The organism is Streptomyces sp. NEAU-W12 (assembly GCF_026242095.1).
Classification (GTDB): domain Bacteria; phylum Actinomycetota; class Actinomycetes; order Streptomycetales; family Streptomycetaceae; genus Streptomyces.
Window position 1 is genome coordinate 1 of the sequence record NZ_JAPJDM010000025.1, and the last position, 18,610, is coordinate 18,610.

Genomic DNA, 18,610 nt, shown 5'->3' on the forward strand with positions numbered 1-18,610 from the left:
AGGACGAGGAACACCAGTACGAGGTGGACCCCCACTCCTTCGCCCCCGTGGGTGAGGCCGCCGACCCGGAGGGCCGCCGGCACGTCCTCGTCGAGATCGTCACGTCCAAGTAGCCGCCGCCCGCACCCGAACGGGGACAAGCAGCACCCCGGAACCGCCGCGGCTGTCCCGGCTCTCCGGCACCCCCGTGGTGAGGAAACCGGGTCGCCGGTCTCATGCCGCCAGGGACAGCTTCGCCGCGAAGCCCAGGAACAGGGCGCCCGCCGCCGAGGTGGCGCCCGCCGACAGGGCCCGGCGGCGGCGGAAGGCGGCCGCGAGCCGGGTGCCGCCGAATATGAGGGCGCTCAGGTAGAGGACGCTGGCGATCTGGGCGAGGATGCCGAGGACCACGAAGGAGAGCGCCGGGTAGGCGTAGGCCGGGTCGACGAACTGCACGAAGAAGGAGACGAAGAACAGGATCGCCTTCGGGTTGAGCAGGCTGATGACCAGCGCCCTGCGGTACGGCCGTTCCACGGGGGCCGCGTCGGCCTGAGCCGCCCGGGAGACGCCCTCGAGGGCGCTCTGGTCCCGCCGGGTCCGCCACATGCCCCAGGCCGCGCGCAGCATGCCGACCGCGAGCCACGTCAGGTAGCCGGCGCCCGCGTACTTCACGATGCCGAACAGCACGGCGTTCGCCTGGAGCAGCGAGGCGACGCCCGCCGCGGACAGGGTCATCAGCACGGCGTCCCCGCACCACACCCCGGCCGCCGCCCTGTAGCCGAACCGCACCCCGCGCCGGGCGGCGACGGACAGGACGTACAGCGAGTTGGGACCGGGCAGCAGCACGATGAGGATCAGGCCGGCCAGGTAGGTGGGGAGGTCGATGACGCCGAACATGAAAAGGAGTGTCGCACGGGGGTGCGACACTCCACGCCGGTGTTTCAGCCGTCGAGAAGCGTGTCCACGGGGAGCTCTACGCGCACGCCGACCGATCCCGGCAGGGCCACGCCCTGCCCCCGCTCGAAGCGCTGGGGGTCGGGGTATTTGCCGTCGGCCGGTTCCGTGTAGAGCAGGACCTCGTCGTGCTTGCGGTCCACGACCAGGTAGGCCGGGATGCCTGCCTGGGCATAGCACTCGACCTTGGGGCCGAGATCGTCGGACCAGTTGGACGACGTGATCTCGACGACCAGGCGGAAGACGTTCGGCGCGTAATAGTTCTTGGTGACGTGGGCGTCGCGGAAGTCGTCGTCGACGACGGACAGGTCGGGGATCGCGAAGTCCGCCGGCAAGGTGGGCAGCCACAGACCAACACCTTGGATCCATTCGGCCCCGCTGCCCGCGATACCCGCACGCTCGAGTGCCCTGCAGAACTTCGTCAACGACAACCCGTGCGAGCCGTCCGGCGGCGGTGTCACAGTGAGCCTCCCCTGGAGAATCTCCACGCGGTGGCCAGGCAGTGCACGGGCGAGCTGGTCGGCAGCCTCGCCCAGGGTCAGCTCCTGCTGCAGTACGGCCATGGCGTCCTCCTTTTCGGGGCCCACTCTCCACGAGGGTAACCGGGGACGGACGGCTTCCGCCCGCGGTCACTCATACGAGGTAACCGACCAGCTCAGAAGGCGTCGCTCGGCACGTACGTCCCCCAGACCTCGCGCAGCGCGTTGCAGACCTCGCCGACGGTGGCGCGGGCGCGCAGGGCGTCCTTCATGGGGTAGAGGACGTTGTCCTCGCCCTCGGCGGCCTTCTTCAGGGCGGTCAGGGCGTTGTCGACGGCCTGCTGGTCGCGCTCCGCGCGGAGTGCGGCCAGGCGCTGGGCCTGCTGGGCCTCGATGGCCGGGTCGACGCGCAGCGGCTCGTAGGGTTCCTCGGTCTCGAGCTGGTAGCGGTTGACGCCGACCACGACGCGTTCGCCGGAGTCGGTCTCCTGGGCGATGCGGTAGGCGGAGCGTTCGATCTCGCTCTTCTGGAAGCCGTGTTCGATGGCGTTGACCGCACCGCCGAGGTCCTCGACCTTGTCCATCAGCTCCCGTGCCGCGGCCTCCACCTCGTCGGTCATCCGCTCGACGACGTAGGAGCCGGCGAACGGGTCGACGGTCGCGGTCACGTCCGTCTCGTAGGCGAGGACCTGCTGGGTGCGCAGGGCCAGGCGGGCGCTCTTGTCGGTGGGCAGCGCGATGGCCTCGTCGAAGGAGTTGGTGTGCAGGGACTGGGTGCCGCCCAGGACGGCGGCCAGGCCCTGGACGGCGACGCGCACCAGGTTCACCTCGGGCTGCTGGGCGGTCAGCTGCACGCCGGCCGTCTGCGTGTGGAAGCGCAGCATCAGCGACTTGGGGTTCTTCGCCCCGAACTCCTCCTTCATCACCCGGGCCCAGATCCGGCGGGCCGCGCGGAACTTGGCGACCTCCTCCAGGATCGTCGTGCGGGCGACGAAGAAGAACGACAGGCGGGGGGCGAAGTCGTCGACGTCCATGCCGGCCGCGACCGCGGTCCGCACGTACTCGATGCCGTCGGCGAGGGTGAAGGCGATCTCCTGCGCCGGGGACGCGCCGGCCTCGGCCATGTGGTAGCCGGAGATCGAGATCGTGTTCCACTTCGGGATCTCGGCCCGGCAGTACTTGAAGATGTCCGCGATCAGGCGCAGGGACGGCTTGGGCGGGAAGATGTACGTCCCGCGCGCGATGTACTCCTTGAGCACGTCGTTCTGGATCGTGCCCGTCAACTGGTCGGCGCTGACGCCCTGTTCCTCGGCGACGAGTTGGTACAGCAGCAGCAACAGGGAGGCCGGGGCGTTGATCGTCATCGACGTCGAGACCTTGTCCAGCGGGATCCCGCCGAACAGCACCCGCATGTCGTCGACCGAGTCGATGGCCACGCCCACCTTGCCGACCTCGCCCGAGGCGATCGGGGCGTCGGAGTCGTGGCCCATCTGGGTGGGCAGGTCGAAGGCGACCGACAGGCCCATCGTGCCGTTGGCGATCAGCTGCTTGTAGCGGGCGTTGGACTCGCTCGCCGTGCCGAAACCGGCGTACTGGCGCATCGTCCACGGCCGGCCCGTGTACATCGTCGGGTACACGCCCCGGGTGAACGGGAACTTCCCCGGCTCGCCCAACTGCTCGGCCGGGTCCCAGCCCTCGAGGGACTCCGGCCCGTAGACCGGTTCGATGGGCAGTCCGCTCTCGGTGGACCGGGCACTGCCCGACTCGCGTGCCATGGTGTGATGCCTCCCGCTGAGCAGCGCTGCTCGGCTGCTTGCCCGTTCACGTCAGGTCAGGTGCCCGTCAGGTGCTCACCCGTACCGACCGACTGCCCACCGGTACGGATCCGGCCCTTCGACGGACTGTAGTCGTGGGGGTGCGACCCGGTGCAGGGGCACACGCTGGGACCTTCCTCACAGGGCCGGTGGGACCCCGCTCACAGCGCTCGCCTCCGCCGCCGTCCGCCTGTCACTGACCACCATGCCCCCTGGTTCGGGAGCGGTCACGTCGGGGAGCATCTCAGGTGACGGCCCGCAGGGGCCGGTGAGGCGAGGGGGCTCGCGTGCGTACTACGGGCACGAGGACGAGGGCGTCGGCGGGGACCCGGCCGCGGCCGGGCACGGGTGCGGCGGCGCGGGCCGTCGCCGCGGGCGTGGCGCTGGCCGCGCTGGCCGGAGGCGCGGCGGGCTGCACTGTGCAGCCCGTCGACGCGGACGGCAACGGGCGGTCACCGGTGCGCATCGAGCTGCCGAGCGGCACGCCGTCGGTGTACCGGCCGCCCTCCGGTTCCGGTTCCGGGTCCGACGACGGGTCCGGGTCCGGGTCCGGGTCGGACGACGGCTCCGGCTCCGGCGGCGGTTCCAGGTCCGAGACCGACGACGGCGGCGGGGGCCCCGGCGCCGGTGACCGGCCGGAGAGCGTGCCTGCCCGGCCGCCGGCGCGGGTGCTGTGGGCCCCCGGCGACTCGGGGCGTGACATCCGCGAGCTCCAGGCCCGGCTGCGTCAGGTCGCCTGGCTGTTCGACGGGCCCACCGGGACGTACGACGGTGCCACGCAGGAGGCCGTCGAGGGGTTCCAGGGCAAGCGGGGGCTGCCGCGGACCGGGCGGACCGACACCGTCACCTGGCAGCGGCTGCTCGGCATGACGCGCGAGCCGGGCCGCTGGGAGCTGTACCTGATGGGCGGCCAGCCGGCCGCCGCTCCCGACGCGCGCTGCCGGACGGGACGCGTGCTGTGCATCAGCAAGTCCAGCCGCACCCTGCGCTGGATGATCGACGGGCGGACCCTGACGACGCTGCCCGTCCGCTTCGGCTCCGAACCCACACCGACGCGCGACGGGGTCTTCGAGGTCTACTGGAAGTCCCGCGACCACGTGTCCACGCTCTACGACTCCCCGATGCCGTACGCCATGTTCTTCAGCGGCGGCCAGGCCGTGCACTTCTCGGCCGACTTCGCCGCGCGGGGCTACGCCGGGTCCTCGCACGGCTGCGTCAACGTGCGGGACGAGGCGGCCATCGCCGGGTTGTACGAGCAGGTGCGCAACGGCGACAAGGTCGTCGTCCACTGGTGAGCCGCGCCGCGCGGACGGCCGGCGGCATCAGAGGGGTGACGGGGGAAGGGGCGCGGGCGGGACCGGGGGAACGTGTCCCGCCCGCGCCGAGTGCACGAGCCGCAGGTACGGGGGGAACCCCGGCTCCGTGCCGTAGCCGCTGCCCCGTCGGCTCACTCAGTACTGCGCCCCGGTGGCCGAAAACGTCACACCTGACGACGCGGGCCTCCCGAACGCCCGTAAAGCAGCAGGTCAGCCGGATGCGTCGGCACCCTCGCCGTTCTTGCCGCCCTTGCCCTTGCCGCCGTTGGCGTTCCCGTCGGCATCGGCGTCGCCGGTCGCGTTGCCCCTGCCGTTCCCGTTGCCGCCGTTCGCCGCGCCCCCGGTGCCGCCGTCGCCGGTGCCGTTGGTCCCGCTTCCCGTGGCGTCGCCGCCCCGGCCGGTGCCGGTGCCGCCGCCACCGTCGCTCTTCGCCGTGGAGCCGGGGCCGGGGCCAAAGCCGGAGCCGGGGCCGGTGCCCGTGTCGGCTCCGGCCCCGTGGGTGGCCAGGACGTTCTCGCAGTACGGCCCGACACGGGCGGAGCCGCCCGCCGCGTCCTCCAGCAGGCGCTCGCGGCTGCCCGGGAGCTTGCGGCCGTCACGCAAGGCACGGCAGGCCGAGGCGATCTGTTTCCCGCGGCCGTTCCCGGTCGCGAGGTCGTCGGTCTTCCCACCGGGCTCCGTCGCGCCGCCGTCCTCGTCGACGCCGGTATCCGGTCCGTCCTGCTGTCCGGTACCACCGTCGGCTTCCCCGGACGGCTTGTCCGGATCGCCGCCCCCGGGCGTGGCGCCGCGCTGCGCGTCCCTCTCCGGCCGCGGCGGCAGGGGTCGCTCGGGCGGGGTGGTGGCGGTGGCCGTGGCGGCGGGGCCGGAGACCCCGGACGGTGCCGGCAGGACCCCGGTACCGGCCAGGACCGCGGCACCGCCGACCATGCCCACGGTCAGCGCGGCGACCAGCCCGAAGCGCGCCGGGCGCGCCGGGCGCGCCCGGCGGGGTCCGCGCTCGGCCCCGGGACGGTCAGCGGGCGGGGCAGCGATGCTGACCAGTCCCCCGTCGGTGTCCTGCGCGGCCTGTTCCGCCCGCTCCTCGCGGACCGTGCGGAAAGCGGCCAGCGCGGCGGCCTCGCCGGGGAGTTCCCCGCCGGCCGGCGGGGGTGGGGCGGACAGGGCGCCGAGGGCGCGCGCGAGCCGTTCGGCCTGGTCCCGGTCGGCCGGGTCGACAGCTTCGGGGGACTCTCCGCCCAGCAGTCGCTCCGCCGTTTCGCGGTCCAGCCACCTGTACTGCTCGTCGGCCATCACATGTCCTTCTGCGTCCGCGCTCGCACATGCGTCACACTCGCGGACGTCACCGCAGGGCTGCGTGGTTCTCTCGGAGGCGGGAGGGCGTCGAGCACCCCCGCGGATTCCGGATACGCCTCCGGATCGCCGTCGAGTATCTCAGCCAGCCGCCTCAGACCCCGGTGCGCGGCCGTGCGCACGGCGCCCGGCCGTTTGCCCAGTGTGGCGGCGGCGGTCTTCGCGTCGAGGCCCACGACCACCCGCAGGACGACGGCCTCGGCCTGGTCCTGCGGCAGCCGGGAGATGAGGGCGAAGGCGCCGTCGGTGGCCATCGCCTCGATGGCCTGGTCGGCGGTGTCGGAGTCGGCGGGCCGCCCGTTCAGCTCGCCCTCGTCGCCGCCGATCGCGGGGCGGCGCCCCCGCATGCGGATGTGGTCGAGGGCACGGTTGCGGGCGATCCGGGCGGCCCAGCCGCGGAACCGGTCCGCGTCACCGCTGAACCGCTGCAGGTCCCGGGCGATCTGCAGCCACGCCTCGGACGTCACGTCCTCGGCGTCGAGCTCACCGACCAGCGTGCGCACGTACCCCAGCAGCCGTGGGTGCACGGCCCGGTACACCGTCCGGAACGCGGTCTCGTTCCCGTCCTGTGCCGCCCCCACCGCGGCCGTCAGCTCCGCGTCGTCCCCCAGCACCGCGCACCCTCTTTGCGCCCAAGCCGGCGCCGCTCTCGCGGGCCGGGTTCTCGCCGTCGTGGTCCCTCAATGGATGGTTGCGGTCTCCGGCCGCGAGCGGATCGTGGTCATGTTTCCGTCGCAGCCTGGCGCGAAAGGCACGTTACGACCTCAAACCTCTCCCCGTCCATGTCCGTCCATGTTTCCGTGCGTGATTCAACAGAGCTGTGACCGGGCGGTGTGACAGAAAACGCACCCGTGGCGCTGTAGGAGTTACGGACCGCCGCGCGGTCCGTGCCGCGCGACGGCCGGGGCCTCTCCTGTGGGGGGTGGCGGCCCCGGCCGTTGCCTCGGCAGCCGTGGTCTACGGCTTCTTCTCGCCACCCGGCCGGGCGGACGCGCCCTGACGCCCGCTCGCGCCGTTACCCGGACCACCGGTGTCGTTTCCGGAGTTGCCCGCTCCGCTCGAAGGGCCGCTCCCGGTTCCTCCCGCGCCGCCGGTCCGGTCCTTCGGCTCACCGGTGCCGGCGGGCTCCGCCTCCCTCGTCGCCGGACCGACCTGCCCGGCGCAGTACGCGTCGATGTTCGCCGCGCCGCCCGCCGCCCCGACGAGCCGCTTCCAGGCGGTCGAGTCGAGCGCCCTGCCGCGTCCCTCGAGCTTCTCGTACGCGCGGCAGTGGGCCTCGGTCTCCCGGGGCAGGAGAGGGCTCTCCGTAGCGGCGGGGCCGGAGCCCGGGTCCGCGTCGGCGTCGGCATCAGCGGCGGAGGGCCGGTCGGCGGACGGGGCTTCGGACACCGCGGAGGTGTCGACCGGTGCCGTGGGGCGGCCCCCGCCGTCCCGGGGACCGGCCGACGGCCCGGCCGCACCGATCCCCGCGACGGCGACCCCGCCCAGGCCGAGGCCGGCGATCAGGACGGAGAGGGTGGCCTTCACCGAGAGGCGGCCGAGGCGCTGTTCCCGGGGACGCCAGTCGTCGCGGCGCCGGGTGCGGGTGGAATGCGTGGCCGCGTCCCGCGCCTCCCGGAACGCGGCCACCGCCCGCTGCTCGGCGCCGGCGTCGACCACGTCCTGGACCAGGGCGTCGGCGAGCAGGACCTCGAGGCCGAGGGCGTCGGGGGTGACGGCGTCGCGGGCAGGATGCCGAGCGGAGGCGGGTACGGAGGAGACGGAGGCGGAACCGGAACCCGGGCGGTCCGGTCCGGCCGTGCGGCGGCCCTGCGACGTGCCCTCATCAGGGTGCGCACGCCGACGGCCGGGCGTCCCGCCGTCGTTCCTCCGTTCACCCATGTCCGTTTCCGTTCCTGCTCGATCCGTTCAATCCGTTCAATCCGGCCGGGCCACTCCCCCGGCCCGGCGGCAGCCGCCCGACCGACGCATACGTTCCGCGCGTCCGGGCGGTTCAGATCACCGGACCGACGCGCTTCACGGACGGCTCCGTCGGCCGTCACGCGCCGACCCGGTCACTGGTCACCGGCTACTTCGTCTCACCCAGCGTCCGCGGGACCGCATCCGTCACCCTCTCCCCGCCCAGCTGTGCGGCCAGGCGTTTCAGGCCCCGGTACACGGCCGTCCGTACCGCGCCCGGCCGCTTGCCGAGGGCGCGGGCGGCGGCAGGGCCGTCGAGGCCGACGACCACCCGCAGCAGTACGGCCTCGGCCTGGTCCCGGGGCAGCCCGGCGACCAGTTCCAGGGCACGCTCGGTGGAGAGGACCTCCAGCGCCTGGTCGGGCGTGCTCTGCGGGCCGGGGAGGTCCAGCACGTCCTGTTCCAGCGTCGAGGGCCGTGGCCGCGCCCGTTGCCGGCGCAGGTGGTCCAGTGCCCGGTGCCGGGCGATGGTCGCCGTCCAGCCCCGGAACCCGGCCCCGTCGCCCTTGAACCGGCCGAGGTCACGGGCTATCTCCAGCCAGGCGTCGGAGGCCACGTCCTCGGCGTCGTCTCCGACCAGTCCGCGCACGTAGCCGAGCAGTGCGGGCTGCACGAGCCGGTAGGCCACGGCGAAGGCGGCCTCGTCACCGTCCTGGGCCCGCGCGACGGCCGCGCCCAGTTCCCCGTCGTGCGCCTGCGCGCGGCGGGGTCGCCCTCCCTTGCCCAAGAACTGTCCTCGTCCGTACCGGTCCGCGGCGCGGCCGTGCGGCGCGCCCCGTCGGGTCGTGCCCACGGCCCCACGGTCATCAGCGTCCGGCGCCACGAAAGTGTCACAGCCCGCCGGCCGCCCCGTGCGTCCCGCGAACCCGCCGGTGCGGACCGCTACGGCCGTCTGCGCGACCCGTGCGTGCCGCCCGCCACCTCAGAGGTCGCCGCTCGACGCGTCCCGGCACAGCAGGCGCAGGGAGCCGTCGGCCGTGTAGCAGCGGCGGGCCTCCTCCATGGGGTCCCAGAAGCGGCCGTCGGGAGTACGGACCCAGTACTCGCCGCCCGAGGCCACCCACTCGCCGCCGGCCTGGCGCACCATCACCTCACCGGCGTAGGCGCCGAACCCGCGCAGCACCGTCTCCACGGCGGCGTACGGGGCCGCCTCGCCGCGTATGTCCTCGATGGCGCGGTCGACGCTCCACAGGCTGCGCGCCGAGTAGTCGAGGCGCAGCCGCGCCCCTTCGCGCATCGCCGTCACGGTGTCCGCCGCCCACCGCACGGGCTTGGCCGCGGCCGAGGGCCGGGTCTCCTGCCGTGTCGTCGCGGTCGTCGCGGTCGTAGAAGTTCCAGTCGTCGCAGTCGTCACACCCGATAGAGCGCTCGGGCCCGTGGTTTCGTCACCCGGACGCGCGGGGGCACGGGCAGCCGGCGCAGAACCGGCCCGGCTCCGCCGCATCCCGGTCACGGGCGCCACCGTTCCGGCGGGTGGCCGGCTCTGCGAGCCGCGGGGCGGTCGACGTCGGGGGGACGGATCGGGGACCGGCTGCGCTCCTGTCGTCATGCGTACCTCCTTCCACTTCCGCACCGTGCCGCCCCGGCCCTGCGCAACAGCCCCGCCCGGCTGCTGCGGCTGTTCGAGGACGGCTGGGACACCGTGCGTGAACGCGTCGGCCGGCACCGCGAAGAGCTCCTCGACAAGGGCTGCCTCGACCACGAGCTCCTCTATGCGGGCGCTCCCCCGCCGCACGCGCCGAACGGGCCGCACGCCCACGCGGTGCTCGGCGGCCGGCCGGTCTCCCCGCCCGGTCCCGGCCGGCCGCCGTTCCTGTTACTCACCGCGGCGCAGGCCGGCCGGGTCGCCGGCTTCCTGGAGACCGCCGACTTCGACGCGCTGTGGCGACGCTCCCGTGACCGGGTCCTCCCGCGCTACGGAGGCCCGGACGTGGAGCGGCAGGCCCGCGGCGCCTTCGCGGCGGCCCACCGCGACCTGACCGCGTTCTGCACGCGCACGGCAGAACAGCGCGAGGCGGTGGTGAGGTGGCTGCTGTTCCAGGGCCTGCTGGGAAAGGGGCGCCTGCCGCGCGACGCCCGGCACGCACTCCCGCCGCACCGCCCGGAAGCCCGGGTGCGCCCGCCCGGTACGAGGGCTTTTGGGCGACACGCCGGGAGCACCACGCTCCCCGGGCCCTCGGCCCCGCTCGGGCGGGGGGGGGGACGCCCATGGCAGCGCGCGGCCGCCCTCCGGGCGGCGCCGCCCCTTCCGCCCCAGGCCCTGGCGCGGCCCGGGTCAGCCGACCCTGCGGTTCCGGCGGGACAGGGCCGCGACGAGGACGCGCCGGCCCTCCGTCGAGACCTCCAGCGCGCGCCGCAGCCCGGCCGGGCCGTGACCGGTCAGGACCTCCAGGACGGCGATCTGGCGGCGCAGTTCGGCGGCACCGAGCGGCGACAGCGGCAGACCCTCCGTACGGCCCCCGCGGGCTGCCTCGATCGCGTCCGCCACGTGCTCGTCCGGAGCACCGCCGTCCAGGATGCGGTGGATCCGCAGCGCGGAGACCGAGCAGGCGTGCGCCCACTCCCGCAGTGCGGCGGCGAAGTTCCCGGCCGGGGCGGTGGTGAGCATCCGGTACGCGAGCGCCGCCGCGGCGTCCGCGCCGTCCGCCGCGGCGAGCTTGCCGCGCGTCTGCTCCAGCCGCTCCGCCCAGTCCTCGGCGGAGGCGTCCTCGGCGAGGCTCCCCCACAGCGGGCGCAGCGTCTCGTCGTCACCGCCCAGCAACGGCACGCAGCGATCCAAACAAGCCAGTCCGCTCGCGGCCAGTGCGCGCTCGTCGGCCTGCGCGATCAGTTCCACCAGGCTCATCCACGTCCCCCTCAGCGGGTCTTCGCGGGCCTTCGAGAAGGCCCTTCATGGACCTCACCAGTACGGAGGCCGCGCTTTGCCCTTACTGCGTGCGACGGCCCGGGAGTGTCACAGGGGCACCACTCCGAGCCGGTCGAGCAACCGGAAGAACAAGGTTTCGGCCACGGGGTCGGGAGCTGCGGTCAGCACCTCGACCAGTTCCTCCACGGACACGGTGTGTCCGGCCTCGGCGGCCCATACCACGGCCCGGTCGGCGGCGTCACGGGGTTCCAGGAAGTAGTCCTCCAGTGTGAGCCCGCCCTGCACCACGCCCGCCGCGTCCTCGCCGCCGTCCGTCCGGTCCTCGCCGCCGTCCGCCGCCGGGGCGCCGAGGTGGCCGGCCATCGCGGACCGCGCCAGGCAGGTCGTCCAGGCGCCGCTCTCCGGTGCGGCCGCCTCCACCACCACGCAGTCGCTGTCCATCACGTAGCCGAACAGCGCGGGTGCGCCGGTCTCCCCGGCGAGGTCGTTCATGTTCCCTATGCCGCCGTCGCCGCTCGGGTACTCCCAGACCTGCCATCCGCCCGGCGCCGACGTGCGCAGGGTCATGCCCCGGGCGCCGGCCAGCGCGTCCCGTTCGGCGAGCGGCCGCTCGTCACGGCCCACGACGAAATACCCCCAGTAGCCCATGTGCCGGTATTCCCCCCGGTGTGTTGGTCTCGGCTCAGCAGAAGACGACCACAGTCGCACGGGGGTTCGCAGGAATACGCCACGATCCGCCCCGCACACCTCCGTCTGTACCGACTGGGGGCCGCCGAAACCGCCACACCGCCTCCGGCTCAGTCGACCTCGTCCGCCAGGCTCCGGAACTGCGCCCAGGACAACGCCGGTTCGGCCGGGTCCCAGAGCTTCTGCGTGGTCGCCCGCAGCGGCATCCTGATCCCGGCCGCGACCTGTTCCTGGGTCTGGGAACGGGACAGGTCGCACCAGACGGCGAAGGACCCGCCGAGGATCAGGCCGTCGTACCGGGCGGGGACGGCGGTGGTGCCGCGCAGCACGCGCGGTGTCCACTGCTCGTAGATCCGCTCCCCCGTCGGGTAGACGAAGTCGTTCGGCTCGCCGAGCACGTAGTAGAGGAACTCGTCGTTGTAGTTGACGACCTCGCGGCCCTCGCCCAGATAGTCCGCCGGCTGCCGGGCGCCGATCTCCTTGCCGGTCCAGTAGGCGACCTGGATGTCCTCCGCGGCCGGTACCGACCCGCCCTCGAAGAAGCCGTCGTTCCAGGCCCGGAGGGTGCGGCCGTGGGCGCGGACGGTGTCGGCGCGGTCGTTGAGCCAGCTCGTGGCGAGGTCCTCGACGGTCGCACCGGGACCGTGCTCCTCGCGCGCGGCGGCGGCCAGGCCCGGGAACGACGCCTCGGGGTCGGGGACCACCAGCGCCTGGTACTCGTCTGCGCCGAGGTGCCACTGCGAGCCGGGGAACAGTCCGGCGTACTCGTTCAGCAGGTCGTCGACGATCTCGGCGGACCCGGGATCGGAGATGTCGATCGCGCCGCGCACGGGCCCGCCGCCCGCGTCGCGCAGCTGGAGGCCGGGGTGGGCGGCGATGACCGCGCCGAGGTGTCCGGGCGAGTCGATCTCGGGCACGACGGTGATGTGCCGGCTCTCGGCGAGGTCGACGATCCGCTCGACCTGCGCCTTGGTCAGATGCTGGTCGGAGACGATCTCCGGGTGCGCGTCGGACTCGATGCGAAAGCCCTGGTCGTCGGAGAAGTGCAGACCCAGTTCGTTGTACTTCAGGTCGCCGAGCTCGCGGACCCGGTCCTCGATCCAGTCGGCGGTGAAGTGCTTGCGGGCGATGTCCAGCATCATCCCGCGCCGCTGCTTGGCCGGCCCGTCGCGCACCACGCCCTCGGGGGCGCTCCCGGCGCCGCGGACCTGCTGCTTGAGGGTGCGGGTGCCGTAGAAGACGCCCGCCTCGGCGGGAGCCCTGACGGTCACCCGCCCGCCCCGCACGGTCATCGTGTACGACTCCGGGTCCGCGCCCCCGCCCTCGTTGAGCTCCAGGCGCAGGTCCCCGGCTCGCTCGTCGTTCCTCTCCCCCGCGTACGCGAGGCCCAGCTCTCGGGCTATGAGGCGGCCCTCGTCCGCCAGCGCCGGATCGCCGACGACCACCCGGTGACCGCGCCCGGGCCGCCAGCCGGGACCCCGCTCGGCGCTGTGGTCACGGACGGCGGGAATGGTCCGGGGCGCCTTCGACAAGGGGTAGGAACGGGTGGGGCTCGGCTCGGGGGCCCCGGAGGGCGGCGAGCCCGCCGCGTCCGCGGAGCGGGAGGTGGCGGAACCGGCCAATCCTCCGTCGTCGTCTGACGTCGCCCAGAGGCCGACGCCCACCCCGGACGCCGCGACCAGCGCACCCGCGGCGAGGGCCACGACCAGCATCCGCCGCTGCCGCGTTTGCCGAGCGGAGGGCGGACGCCTGTGCTGCCTGTGCTGACTCACACGACCAACCTACGGCCCATCCGGGTGACGGATGCCGGGGAGGCGTTCCGACACTCTCCCGTCCGAGTGAATTTCGGCTATCGATCGGACACGTCATCGACTCACTCGATAACGTGACGGCACAACTCCCACACCCTTCACCACCCCGCTCCCACCCTTCCCGCCCCCTTCCCTCACCGACGCACACGTGACACCCCGAGGACCCACGCTGCCCGCGCACCGTCTCCCGCCCCTCCCCGGCCGTGTCGCCCTCCCCGGACAGTCGCGCGGCACCCCCGGGGCGCCCGACACGCCCGGCGTCCTGTCCGGCCTGAAGCGCTTCAACGTCATGCCGCCCGAGGATGCCGAGCGCGCCCTGCTGGCCTGCCTGCACAGCCCTCGCTGGGCGGTGCGCGTCGCGGCCCACCGCCCGTACCCGGACCTGGAGTCCCTCCTGGCGGCGGCGGACGAGGCGGCCTACGACCTGCCCCGCGCGGACCGCGCCGAGGCGCTGGCCGCGGAATCCCTCCCCGGCCTCCCGGCGGACGCCTACTCCGCCGCCCACACGGCGCTGAACGCGGCCAAGGCGGCCTACGGGAGCCGGTTCGGACATCCGTTCGTCATCTGCCTCGACGGTCTGAAGCCGGACGAGGCGCTGGACCACGTACTCGAAGGCATCCGGTCACGATTGGCCAACGATCCGGAGGAGGAACACCTGGTCGCCGCGGAGGAACTCCGGCGCCTGGCCCGGGGCCGCCTGGCCGCCCTCCTCGCGGACGCGGACCGCTGACGGACGGACGGCGCACCACCGGGGGGCCGCGGCAGCCGCCCGGAGACGGCATCAAGCCGCACCAATCCGCACAAAAGCCCTCGACGGCTCCCCGGAACCCGCTCCGCGGCCCGCTTTCCTAGCCCGTAAGCGTGCCAGTTCGATCACAGCGGCAGGGCCCCTGTCCACCTCGCGGCCACACGTGGCTACGATGCTGGGGGCCGGTGGACCGTACCCGGCCGGGCCCGACCGACAAGGAAAGCCGGCGCGGCCCCAATCCCCGCTCCCGGAGGAAACTTCCGTGCCGGCTGGAACGCTGTACCGCGGCCGGGAAGGAATGTGGTCCTGGGTGGCTCATCGAGTCACCGGCGTCCTCATCTTCTTCTTCCTGTTCGTCCACGTGCTGGACACCGCCCTCGTGCGCGTGTCCCCCGAGGCCTACGACACCGTCGTGGCCACGTACAAGACACCGATCGTCGCGCTGCTGGAGTACGGCCTCGTCGCCGCCATCCTCTTCCACGCGCTCAACGGCCTGCGTGTCATCGCCGTCGACTTCTGGCTCCAGGGCGCCCGGTACCAGAAGCAGATGCTCTGGACCGTCGTCGGCCTGTGGCTCGTGCTGATGCTCGGGGCGGTCTACCCCGTACTCGGCCACGCCGCTCGTGAACTGTTCGGGAGCTGACGCCCATGTCCACGACTGAATCCACCGCTTCGGGCATCGGCCCCGTCGAGGGAGCGTCGCTCTACTCGGTCGACAACCCGGCGCCGGTCATCGAGCCCCCGCGCAAGCGGACCAAGAAGACCCCGAAGACCACCCGGGGCAACTTCGAGATGGCCGCCTGGCTGTTCATGCGCCTGTCCGGCGTCGTCCTGGTCGTCCTGGTCATCGGGCACCTGCTGATCCAGCTCGTCCTGGACGGCGGCGTCTCCAAGATCGGCTTCGCCTTCGTGGCGGGCCGCTGGGCCTCGCCGTTCTGGCAGGTCTGGGACCTGCTGATGCTGTGGCTCGCGATGCTGCACGGCGCGAACGGCCTGCGCACGGTCATCAACGACTACGCGGAACGCGCGAACACCCGGCTGTGGCTCAAGGGCCTGCTCTACACGGCCACGGTGTTCACCATCCTGCTGGGCACGCTGGTGATCTTCACCTTCGACCCGAACATCCGCTAGGCACGGGGCTGCGAGAATCATGAAGATCCACAAGTACGAGACCGTCATCGTCGGCGCCGGTGGCGCGGGCATGCGCGCGGCCATCGAGTCGACGAAGCGCAGCCGTACCGCCGTCCTGACCAAGCTCTACCCCACGCGCTCCCACACGGGCGCCGCGCAGGGCGGCATGGCCGCCGCGCTGGCCAACGTGGAGGAGGACAACTGGGAGTGGCACACCTTCGACACGGTCAAGGGCGGTGACTACCTGGTCGACCAGGACGCCGCCGAGATCCTGGCGAAGGAGGCCATCGACTCCGTCCTCGACCTGGAGAAGATGGGCCTGCCGTTCAACCGCACCCCGGACGGCACCATCGACCAGCGCCGCTTCGGCGGTCACAGCCGCAACCACGGCGAGGCCCCGGTCCGCCGCTCCTGCTACGCGGCCGACCGCACCGGTCACATGATCCTCCAGACGCTGTACCAGAACTGCGTGAAGGAGGGCGTGGAGTTCTTCAACGAGTTCTACGTCCTGGACCAGCTGATCACCGAGGTCGACGGCGTCAGGAAGTCGGCCGGTGTGGTGGCGTACGAGCTGGCCACCGGTGAGATCCACGTCTTCCAGGCGAAGTCCGTGATCTACGCCTCCGGCGGCAACGGCAAGTTCTTCAAGGTGACGTCCAACGCGCACACCCTGACCGGTGACGGCCAGGCGGCCGTGTACCGGCGCGGGCTGCCGCTGGAGGACATGGAGTTCTTCCAGTTCCACCCGACCGGCATCTGGCGCATGGGCATCCTGCTGACGGAGGGCGCCCGCGGTGAGGGCGGCATCCTGCGCAACAAGGACGGCGAGCGCTTCATGGAGAAGTACGCGCCGGTCATGAAGGACCTCGCCTCCCGCGACGTGGTGTCCCGGTCCATCTACACGGAGATCCGTGAGGGCCGCGGCTGCGGTCCCGAGGGCGACCACGTCTACCTGGACCTCACCCACCTCCCGCCGGAGCAGCTGGACGCCAAGCTGCCCGACATCACGGAGTTCGCGCGGACCTACCTGGGCATCGAGCCGTACACGGACCCGATCCCGATCCAGCCCACCGCGCACTACGCCATGGGCGGCATCCCGACCAACGTCCGGGGCGAGGTGCTGGCGGACAACACCACCGTCGTCCCCGGCCTGTACGCGGCCGGCGAGGTCGCCTGCGTGTCGGTGCACGGCGCCAACCGGCTGGGCACCAACTCGCTGCTGGACATCAACGTGTTCGGCAAGCGGGCCGGCATCGCGGCCGCCGACTACGCGCAGACCGCCGACTTCGTCGAGCTGCCCGAGGCGCCGGAGTCCTTCGTCGTCGCGCAGATCGAGCGGCTGCGGTCCTCCACCGGCACCGAGCGGGTCTCCGAGATCCGCCGCGAGCTGCAGGAGACCATGGACGCCAACGTCATGGTGTTCCGCACGGAGCAGACGATCAAGACGGCCGTCGAGAAGATCGCCGAGCTGCGCGAGCGCTACCTGCGCGTCTCCGTCCAGGACAAGGGCAAGCGGTTCAACACGGACCTGCTGGAGGCGATCGAGCTGGGCAACCTGCTCGACCTGGCCGAGGTCATGGCCGTCTCCGCGCTCGCCCGCAAGGAGTCCCGCGGCGGCCACTACCGCGAGGACTACCCGAACCGGGACGACGTCAACTTCATGCGCCACACCATGGCGTACCGCGAGGTGGGCGACGACGGCTCCGAGTCGGTCCGGCTCGACTACAAGCCGGTCGTCCAGACCCGCTACCAGCCGATGGAGCGTAAGTACTGATGGCTACCCCTGTTGTGGACAAGGCGGAAGCGGCCGGATCCCCCGAGCCCGGCTTCGGCGACTCCCCGTACATCACCGCCACGTTCCGGATCCGCCGGTTCAACCCGGAGGTCTCCGCCGAGGCGACCTGGGAAGACTTCCAGCTGGAGATCGACCCCAAGGAGCGCGTCCTCGACGCGCTGCACAAGATCAAGTGGGATCAGGACGGCACGCTGACCTTCCGCCGTTCCTGCGCCCACGGCATCTGCGGCTCCGACGCCATGCGGATCAACGGCAAGAACCGTCTGGCGTGCAAGACACTGATCAAGGACCTCAGCCCGGAGAAGCCGATCACGGTCGAGGCGATAAAGGGCCTCACGGTCCTCAAGGACCTGATCGTGGACATGGAGCCGTTCTTCCAGGCGTACCGGGACGTGATGCCCTTCCTGATCACGAAGGAGACCAACGAGCCGACCCGTGAGCGGCTGCAGTCCGCCGAGGACCGCGAGCGCTTCGACGACACGACGAAGTGCATCCTGTGCGCCGCCTGCACGTCCTCGTGCCCGGTCTTCTGGAACGACGGCCAGTACTTCGGTCCGGCCGCCATCGTCAACGCGCACCGGTTCATCTTCGACTCGCGCGACGAGGCCGGCGAGCAGCGCCTGGAGATCCTCAACGACCGTGACGGCGTCTGGCGTTGCCGTACGACCTTCAACTGCACGGACGCGTGCCCGCGCGGCATCGAGGTCACCAAGGCGATCGCGGAGGTGAAGCGGGCGCTCATCACGCGCCGCTTCTGACGCTTCGCCCGCACACGGCCAAGGCCCCGGTCCGGTGGACCGGGGCCTTGGCCGTGTGCGGGCGCCGGAGCGGCCGGCGCCGCGTCAGCCGCGCAGGACGCGGCCCTGCTTGTCGGTGCGGTCGTTGCTCACGAGGAACATGACGCCGTCGATCAGTGCCCAGAAGCCGAGCCCGCCACAGGTGAGCAGCTGGGCGACACCGACGCCGACGGAACCGACGTAGAAGCGGCCGATGCCCAGGGTCCCCAGGAAGATCTGGAGGAGACCGGCGACGATCTTCGACTTGTCGGAGTAGGGGCGGCCCTGCGGGTCGTAGCCGTAGGGGGCCTGGGGGTCGGCGGGGACGGTCATGGCACTGCTCCTGGGGAGAAAAAAGGTGGGACGCGCCGGGCTGGCCGCCCGGACGGCTCAGGAGGAAGCAGCGGAAACACGCATACGGATCCCGCGCGACCACGGCGCCAAAACCCACGGTCCGCGAACCGTCCCCCCTGCGCCAGAGGAGCGTAAGGGGCCCGGTGTTCGAACGGGAAAGCGAGAAGTCGAATGTTCCCGTTCTGTGATCATCTCGGCCCGATTACCGCACGTTTCAGACGATGTTGCGGGCGATCGTCCAGGTCACGGCCGTCGCCAGGATCAGCGCCTGGACCCGGGGGCCGATCCGGGGCGCCCAGGAGCGGCCGCGCAGCCCCTCCAGCGTCCAGCGCCCCCACAGCGCCAGCGCGAACGGCGCGGCGAGCAGCAGGGCCCTGTTGTCCAGCCAGGCGGCGGCGAACTGGCCGTGCATCAGGTCGTACGCCATGCGTGTGCCGCCACAGGCCGGGCACAGCAGGCCGGTGACGGCCCGCAGCGGACACCGGGGCAGGAGGTGACCCGGCTCGTGCGGGTCGGTGCCCCACAGGTATGCGGCGCCGGCGGCGCCCGCGGCCAGCACCGCGACGGGGGCCACCGCGGGATGCCACC

At 72.6% G+C, this 18,610-nt stretch carries 19 protein-coding genes; 6 read left to right on the forward strand and 13 right to left on the reverse strand.

The window, feature by feature from the left end; all coding sequences use genetic code 11:
* Positions 1-213 precede the first annotated feature (213 nt).
* The 3 genes from leuE to ORI94_RS27350 all read right to left on the reverse strand — a co-directional run bounded on the left by leuE (position 214) and on the right by ORI94_RS27350 (position 3,187).
* Entirely contained in the window at positions 214-876 is a 663-nt protein-coding gene (gene leuE, locus ORI94_RS27340) for a leucine efflux protein LeuE (RefSeq protein WP_266080421.1), read from the reverse strand.
* Positions 877-920: 44 nt separating this feature from the next.
* Positions 921-1,496 carry a Uma2 family endonuclease gene (locus ORI94_RS27345; RefSeq protein ID WP_266080423.1) on the reverse strand — a complete coding sequence of 192 codons (576 nt, stop codon included), beginning with the start codon at positions 1,494-1,496 and terminating at the stop codon, positions 921-923.
* Between the two features lie 92 nt (positions 1,497-1,588).
* The gene (locus ORI94_RS27350; protein WP_266080425.1) at positions 1,589-3,187 is read right to left on the reverse strand and encodes an acyl-CoA mutase large subunit family protein; all 1,599 of its coding nucleotides are present in this window, start codon (positions 3,185-3,187) and stop codon (positions 1,589-1,591) included.
* Between the two features lie 431 nt (positions 3,188-3,618).
* On the opposite strand from ORI94_RS27350, the gene ORI94_RS27355 reads away from it, so the two are divergent.
* Positions 3,619-4,521, forward strand: coding sequence for a L,D-transpeptidase family protein (locus tag ORI94_RS27355; protein WP_416237911.1), 903 nt, complete (start codon positions 3,619-3,621; stop codon positions 4,519-4,521).
* Between the two features lie 231 nt (positions 4,522-4,752).
* On the opposite strand, the gene ORI94_RS27360 is transcribed toward ORI94_RS27355, so the two are convergent.
* The 8 genes from ORI94_RS27360 to ORI94_RS27395 all read right to left on the reverse strand — a co-directional run bounded on the left by ORI94_RS27360 (position 4,753) and on the right by ORI94_RS27395 (position 13,119).
* On the reverse strand, positions 4,753-5,835 hold the full coding sequence (locus tag ORI94_RS27360; protein ID WP_266080427.1) for a hypothetical protein: 1,083 nt from the start codon (positions 5,833-5,835) through the stop codon (positions 4,753-4,755).
* Positions 5,835-6,509: an RNA polymerase sigma factor gene (locus ORI94_RS27365; protein ID WP_266080429.1), complete on the reverse strand. Its 675-nt coding sequence runs from the start codon at positions 6,507-6,509 to the stop codon at positions 5,835-5,837. Before ORI94_RS27365 ends, ORI94_RS27360 begins: the two co-directional genes overlap by 1 nt.
* 343 nt (positions 6,510-6,852) lie before the next feature.
* A complete protein-coding gene (locus ORI94_RS27370) occupies positions 6,853-7,776 on the reverse strand; it encodes a hypothetical protein (protein WP_266080431.1) in 924 nt (307 codons plus the stop codon).
* A gap of 187 nt (positions 7,777-7,963) precedes the next feature.
* The gene (locus ORI94_RS27375; protein WP_266080433.1) at positions 7,964-8,581 is read right to left on the reverse strand and encodes an RNA polymerase sigma factor; all 618 of its coding nucleotides are present in this window, start codon (positions 8,579-8,581) and stop codon (positions 7,964-7,966) included.
* Positions 8,582-8,776: 195 nt separating this feature from the next.
* Positions 8,777-9,208 (reverse strand): hypothetical protein, encoded by a 432-nt coding sequence (locus tag ORI94_RS27380; protein WP_266080435.1) that lies wholly within the window; start codon positions 9,206-9,208, stop codon positions 8,777-8,779.
* Positions 9,209-10,129: 921 nt separating this feature from the next.
* Positions 10,130-10,699, reverse strand: a complete 570-nt coding sequence (locus ORI94_RS27385; protein ID WP_266080437.1) for a hypothetical protein — start codon at positions 10,697-10,699, stop codon at positions 10,130-10,132.
* A gap of 108 nt (positions 10,700-10,807) precedes the next feature.
* Positions 10,808-11,368 carry a hypothetical protein gene (locus tag ORI94_RS27390; protein ID WP_266080439.1) on the reverse strand — a complete coding sequence of 187 codons (561 nt, stop codon included), beginning with the start codon at positions 11,366-11,368 and terminating at the stop codon, positions 10,808-10,810.
* 149 nt (positions 11,369-11,517) lie between these two features.
* Positions 11,518-13,119 carry a beta-N-acetylhexosaminidase gene (locus ORI94_RS27395; protein ID WP_266080441.1) on the reverse strand — a complete coding sequence of 534 codons (1,602 nt, stop codon included), beginning with the start codon at positions 13,117-13,119 and terminating at the stop codon, positions 11,518-11,520.
* A gap of 247 nt (positions 13,120-13,366) precedes the next feature.
* On the opposite strand from ORI94_RS27395, the gene ORI94_RS27400 reads away from it, so the two are divergent.
* From ORI94_RS27400 to ORI94_RS27420, 5 genes are all read left to right on the forward strand, one after another.
* On the forward strand, positions 13,367-13,948 hold the full coding sequence (locus ORI94_RS27400; RefSeq protein WP_266080443.1) for a 2-oxo-4-hydroxy-4-carboxy-5-ureidoimidazoline decarboxylase: 582 nt from the start codon (positions 13,367-13,369) through the stop codon (positions 13,946-13,948).
* A gap of 280 nt (positions 13,949-14,228) precedes the next feature.
* Entirely contained in the window at positions 14,229-14,609 is a 381-nt protein-coding gene (gene sdhC, locus ORI94_RS27405) for a succinate dehydrogenase, cytochrome b556 subunit (protein WP_266080445.1), read from the forward strand.
* Positions 14,610-14,614: 5 nt separating this feature from the next.
* Positions 14,615-15,097 carry a succinate dehydrogenase hydrophobic membrane anchor subunit gene (locus ORI94_RS27410; RefSeq protein ID WP_042165370.1) on the forward strand — a complete coding sequence of 161 codons (483 nt, stop codon included), beginning with the start codon at positions 14,615-14,617 and terminating at the stop codon, positions 15,095-15,097.
* Between the two features lie 19 nt (positions 15,098-15,116).
* Positions 15,117-16,871 (forward strand): succinate dehydrogenase flavoprotein subunit, encoded by a 1,755-nt coding sequence (gene sdhA / locus ORI94_RS27415; protein ID WP_266080448.1) that lies wholly within the window; start codon positions 15,117-15,119, stop codon positions 16,869-16,871.
* Positions 16,871-17,650, forward strand: coding sequence for a succinate dehydrogenase iron-sulfur subunit (locus tag ORI94_RS27420; RefSeq protein ID WP_266080450.1), 780 nt, complete (start codon positions 16,871-16,873; stop codon positions 17,648-17,650). Before sdhA ends, ORI94_RS27420 begins: the two co-directional genes overlap by 1 nt.
* Positions 17,651-17,734: 84 nt before the next feature.
* Here ORI94_RS27420 and ORI94_RS27425 read toward each other — a convergent pair whose 3' ends face one another.
* Positions 17,735-18,001, reverse strand: a complete 267-nt coding sequence (locus ORI94_RS27425; protein WP_042165362.1) for a TM2 domain-containing protein — start codon at positions 17,999-18,001, stop codon at positions 17,735-17,737.
* 235 nt (positions 18,002-18,236) lie between these two features.
* Positions 18,237-18,596, reverse strand: coding sequence for a DUF2752 domain-containing protein (locus ORI94_RS27430; protein WP_323056094.1), 360 nt, complete (start codon positions 18,594-18,596; stop codon positions 18,237-18,239).
* Positions 18,597-18,610: the final 14 nt, after the last annotated feature.

Coding starts and splice junctions, on each gene's coding strand:
- leuE (WP_266080421.1), bottom strand. CDS start 876: ATGTTCGGCGTCATCGACCTCCCCACCTACCTGGCCGGCCTGATCCTC.
- ORI94_RS27345 (WP_266080423.1), bottom strand. CDS start 1,496: ATGGCCGTACTGCAGCAGGAGCTGACCCTGGGCGAGGCTGCCGACCAG.
- ORI94_RS27350 (WP_266080425.1), bottom strand. CDS start 3,187: ATGGCACGCGAGTCGGGCAGTGCCCGGTCCACCGAGAGCGGACTGCCC.
- ORI94_RS27360 (WP_266080427.1), bottom strand. CDS start 5,835: ATGGCCGACGAGCAGTACAGGTGGCTGGACCGCGAAACGGCGGAGCGA.
- ORI94_RS27370 (WP_266080431.1), bottom strand. CDS start 7,776: ATGGGTGAACGGAGGAACGACGGCGGGACGCCCGGCCGTCGGCGTGCG.
- ORI94_RS27385 (WP_266080437.1), bottom strand. CDS start 10,699: ATGAGCCTGGTGGAACTGATCGCGCAGGCCGACGAGCGCGCACTGGCC.
- ORI94_RS27390 (WP_266080439.1), bottom strand. CDS start 11,368: ATGGGCTACTGGGGGTATTTCGTCGTGGGCCGTGACGAGCGGCCGCTC.
- ORI94_RS27395 (WP_266080441.1), bottom strand. CDS start 13,119: ATGCTGGTCGTGGCCCTCGCCGCGGGTGCGCTGGTCGCGGCGTCCGGG.
- ORI94_RS27410 (WP_042165370.1), top strand. CDS start 14,615: ATGTCCACGACTGAATCCACCGCTTCGGGCATCGGCCCCGTCGAGGGA.
- sdhA (WP_266080448.1), top strand. CDS start 15,117: ATGAAGATCCACAAGTACGAGACCGTCATCGTCGGCGCCGGTGGCGCG.
- ORI94_RS27420 (WP_266080450.1), top strand. CDS start 16,871: ATGGCTACCCCTGTTGTGGACAAGGCGGAAGCGGCCGGATCCCCCGAG.
- ORI94_RS27425 (WP_042165362.1), bottom strand. CDS start 18,001: ATGACCGTCCCCGCCGACCCCCAGGCCCCCTACGGCTACGACCCGCAG.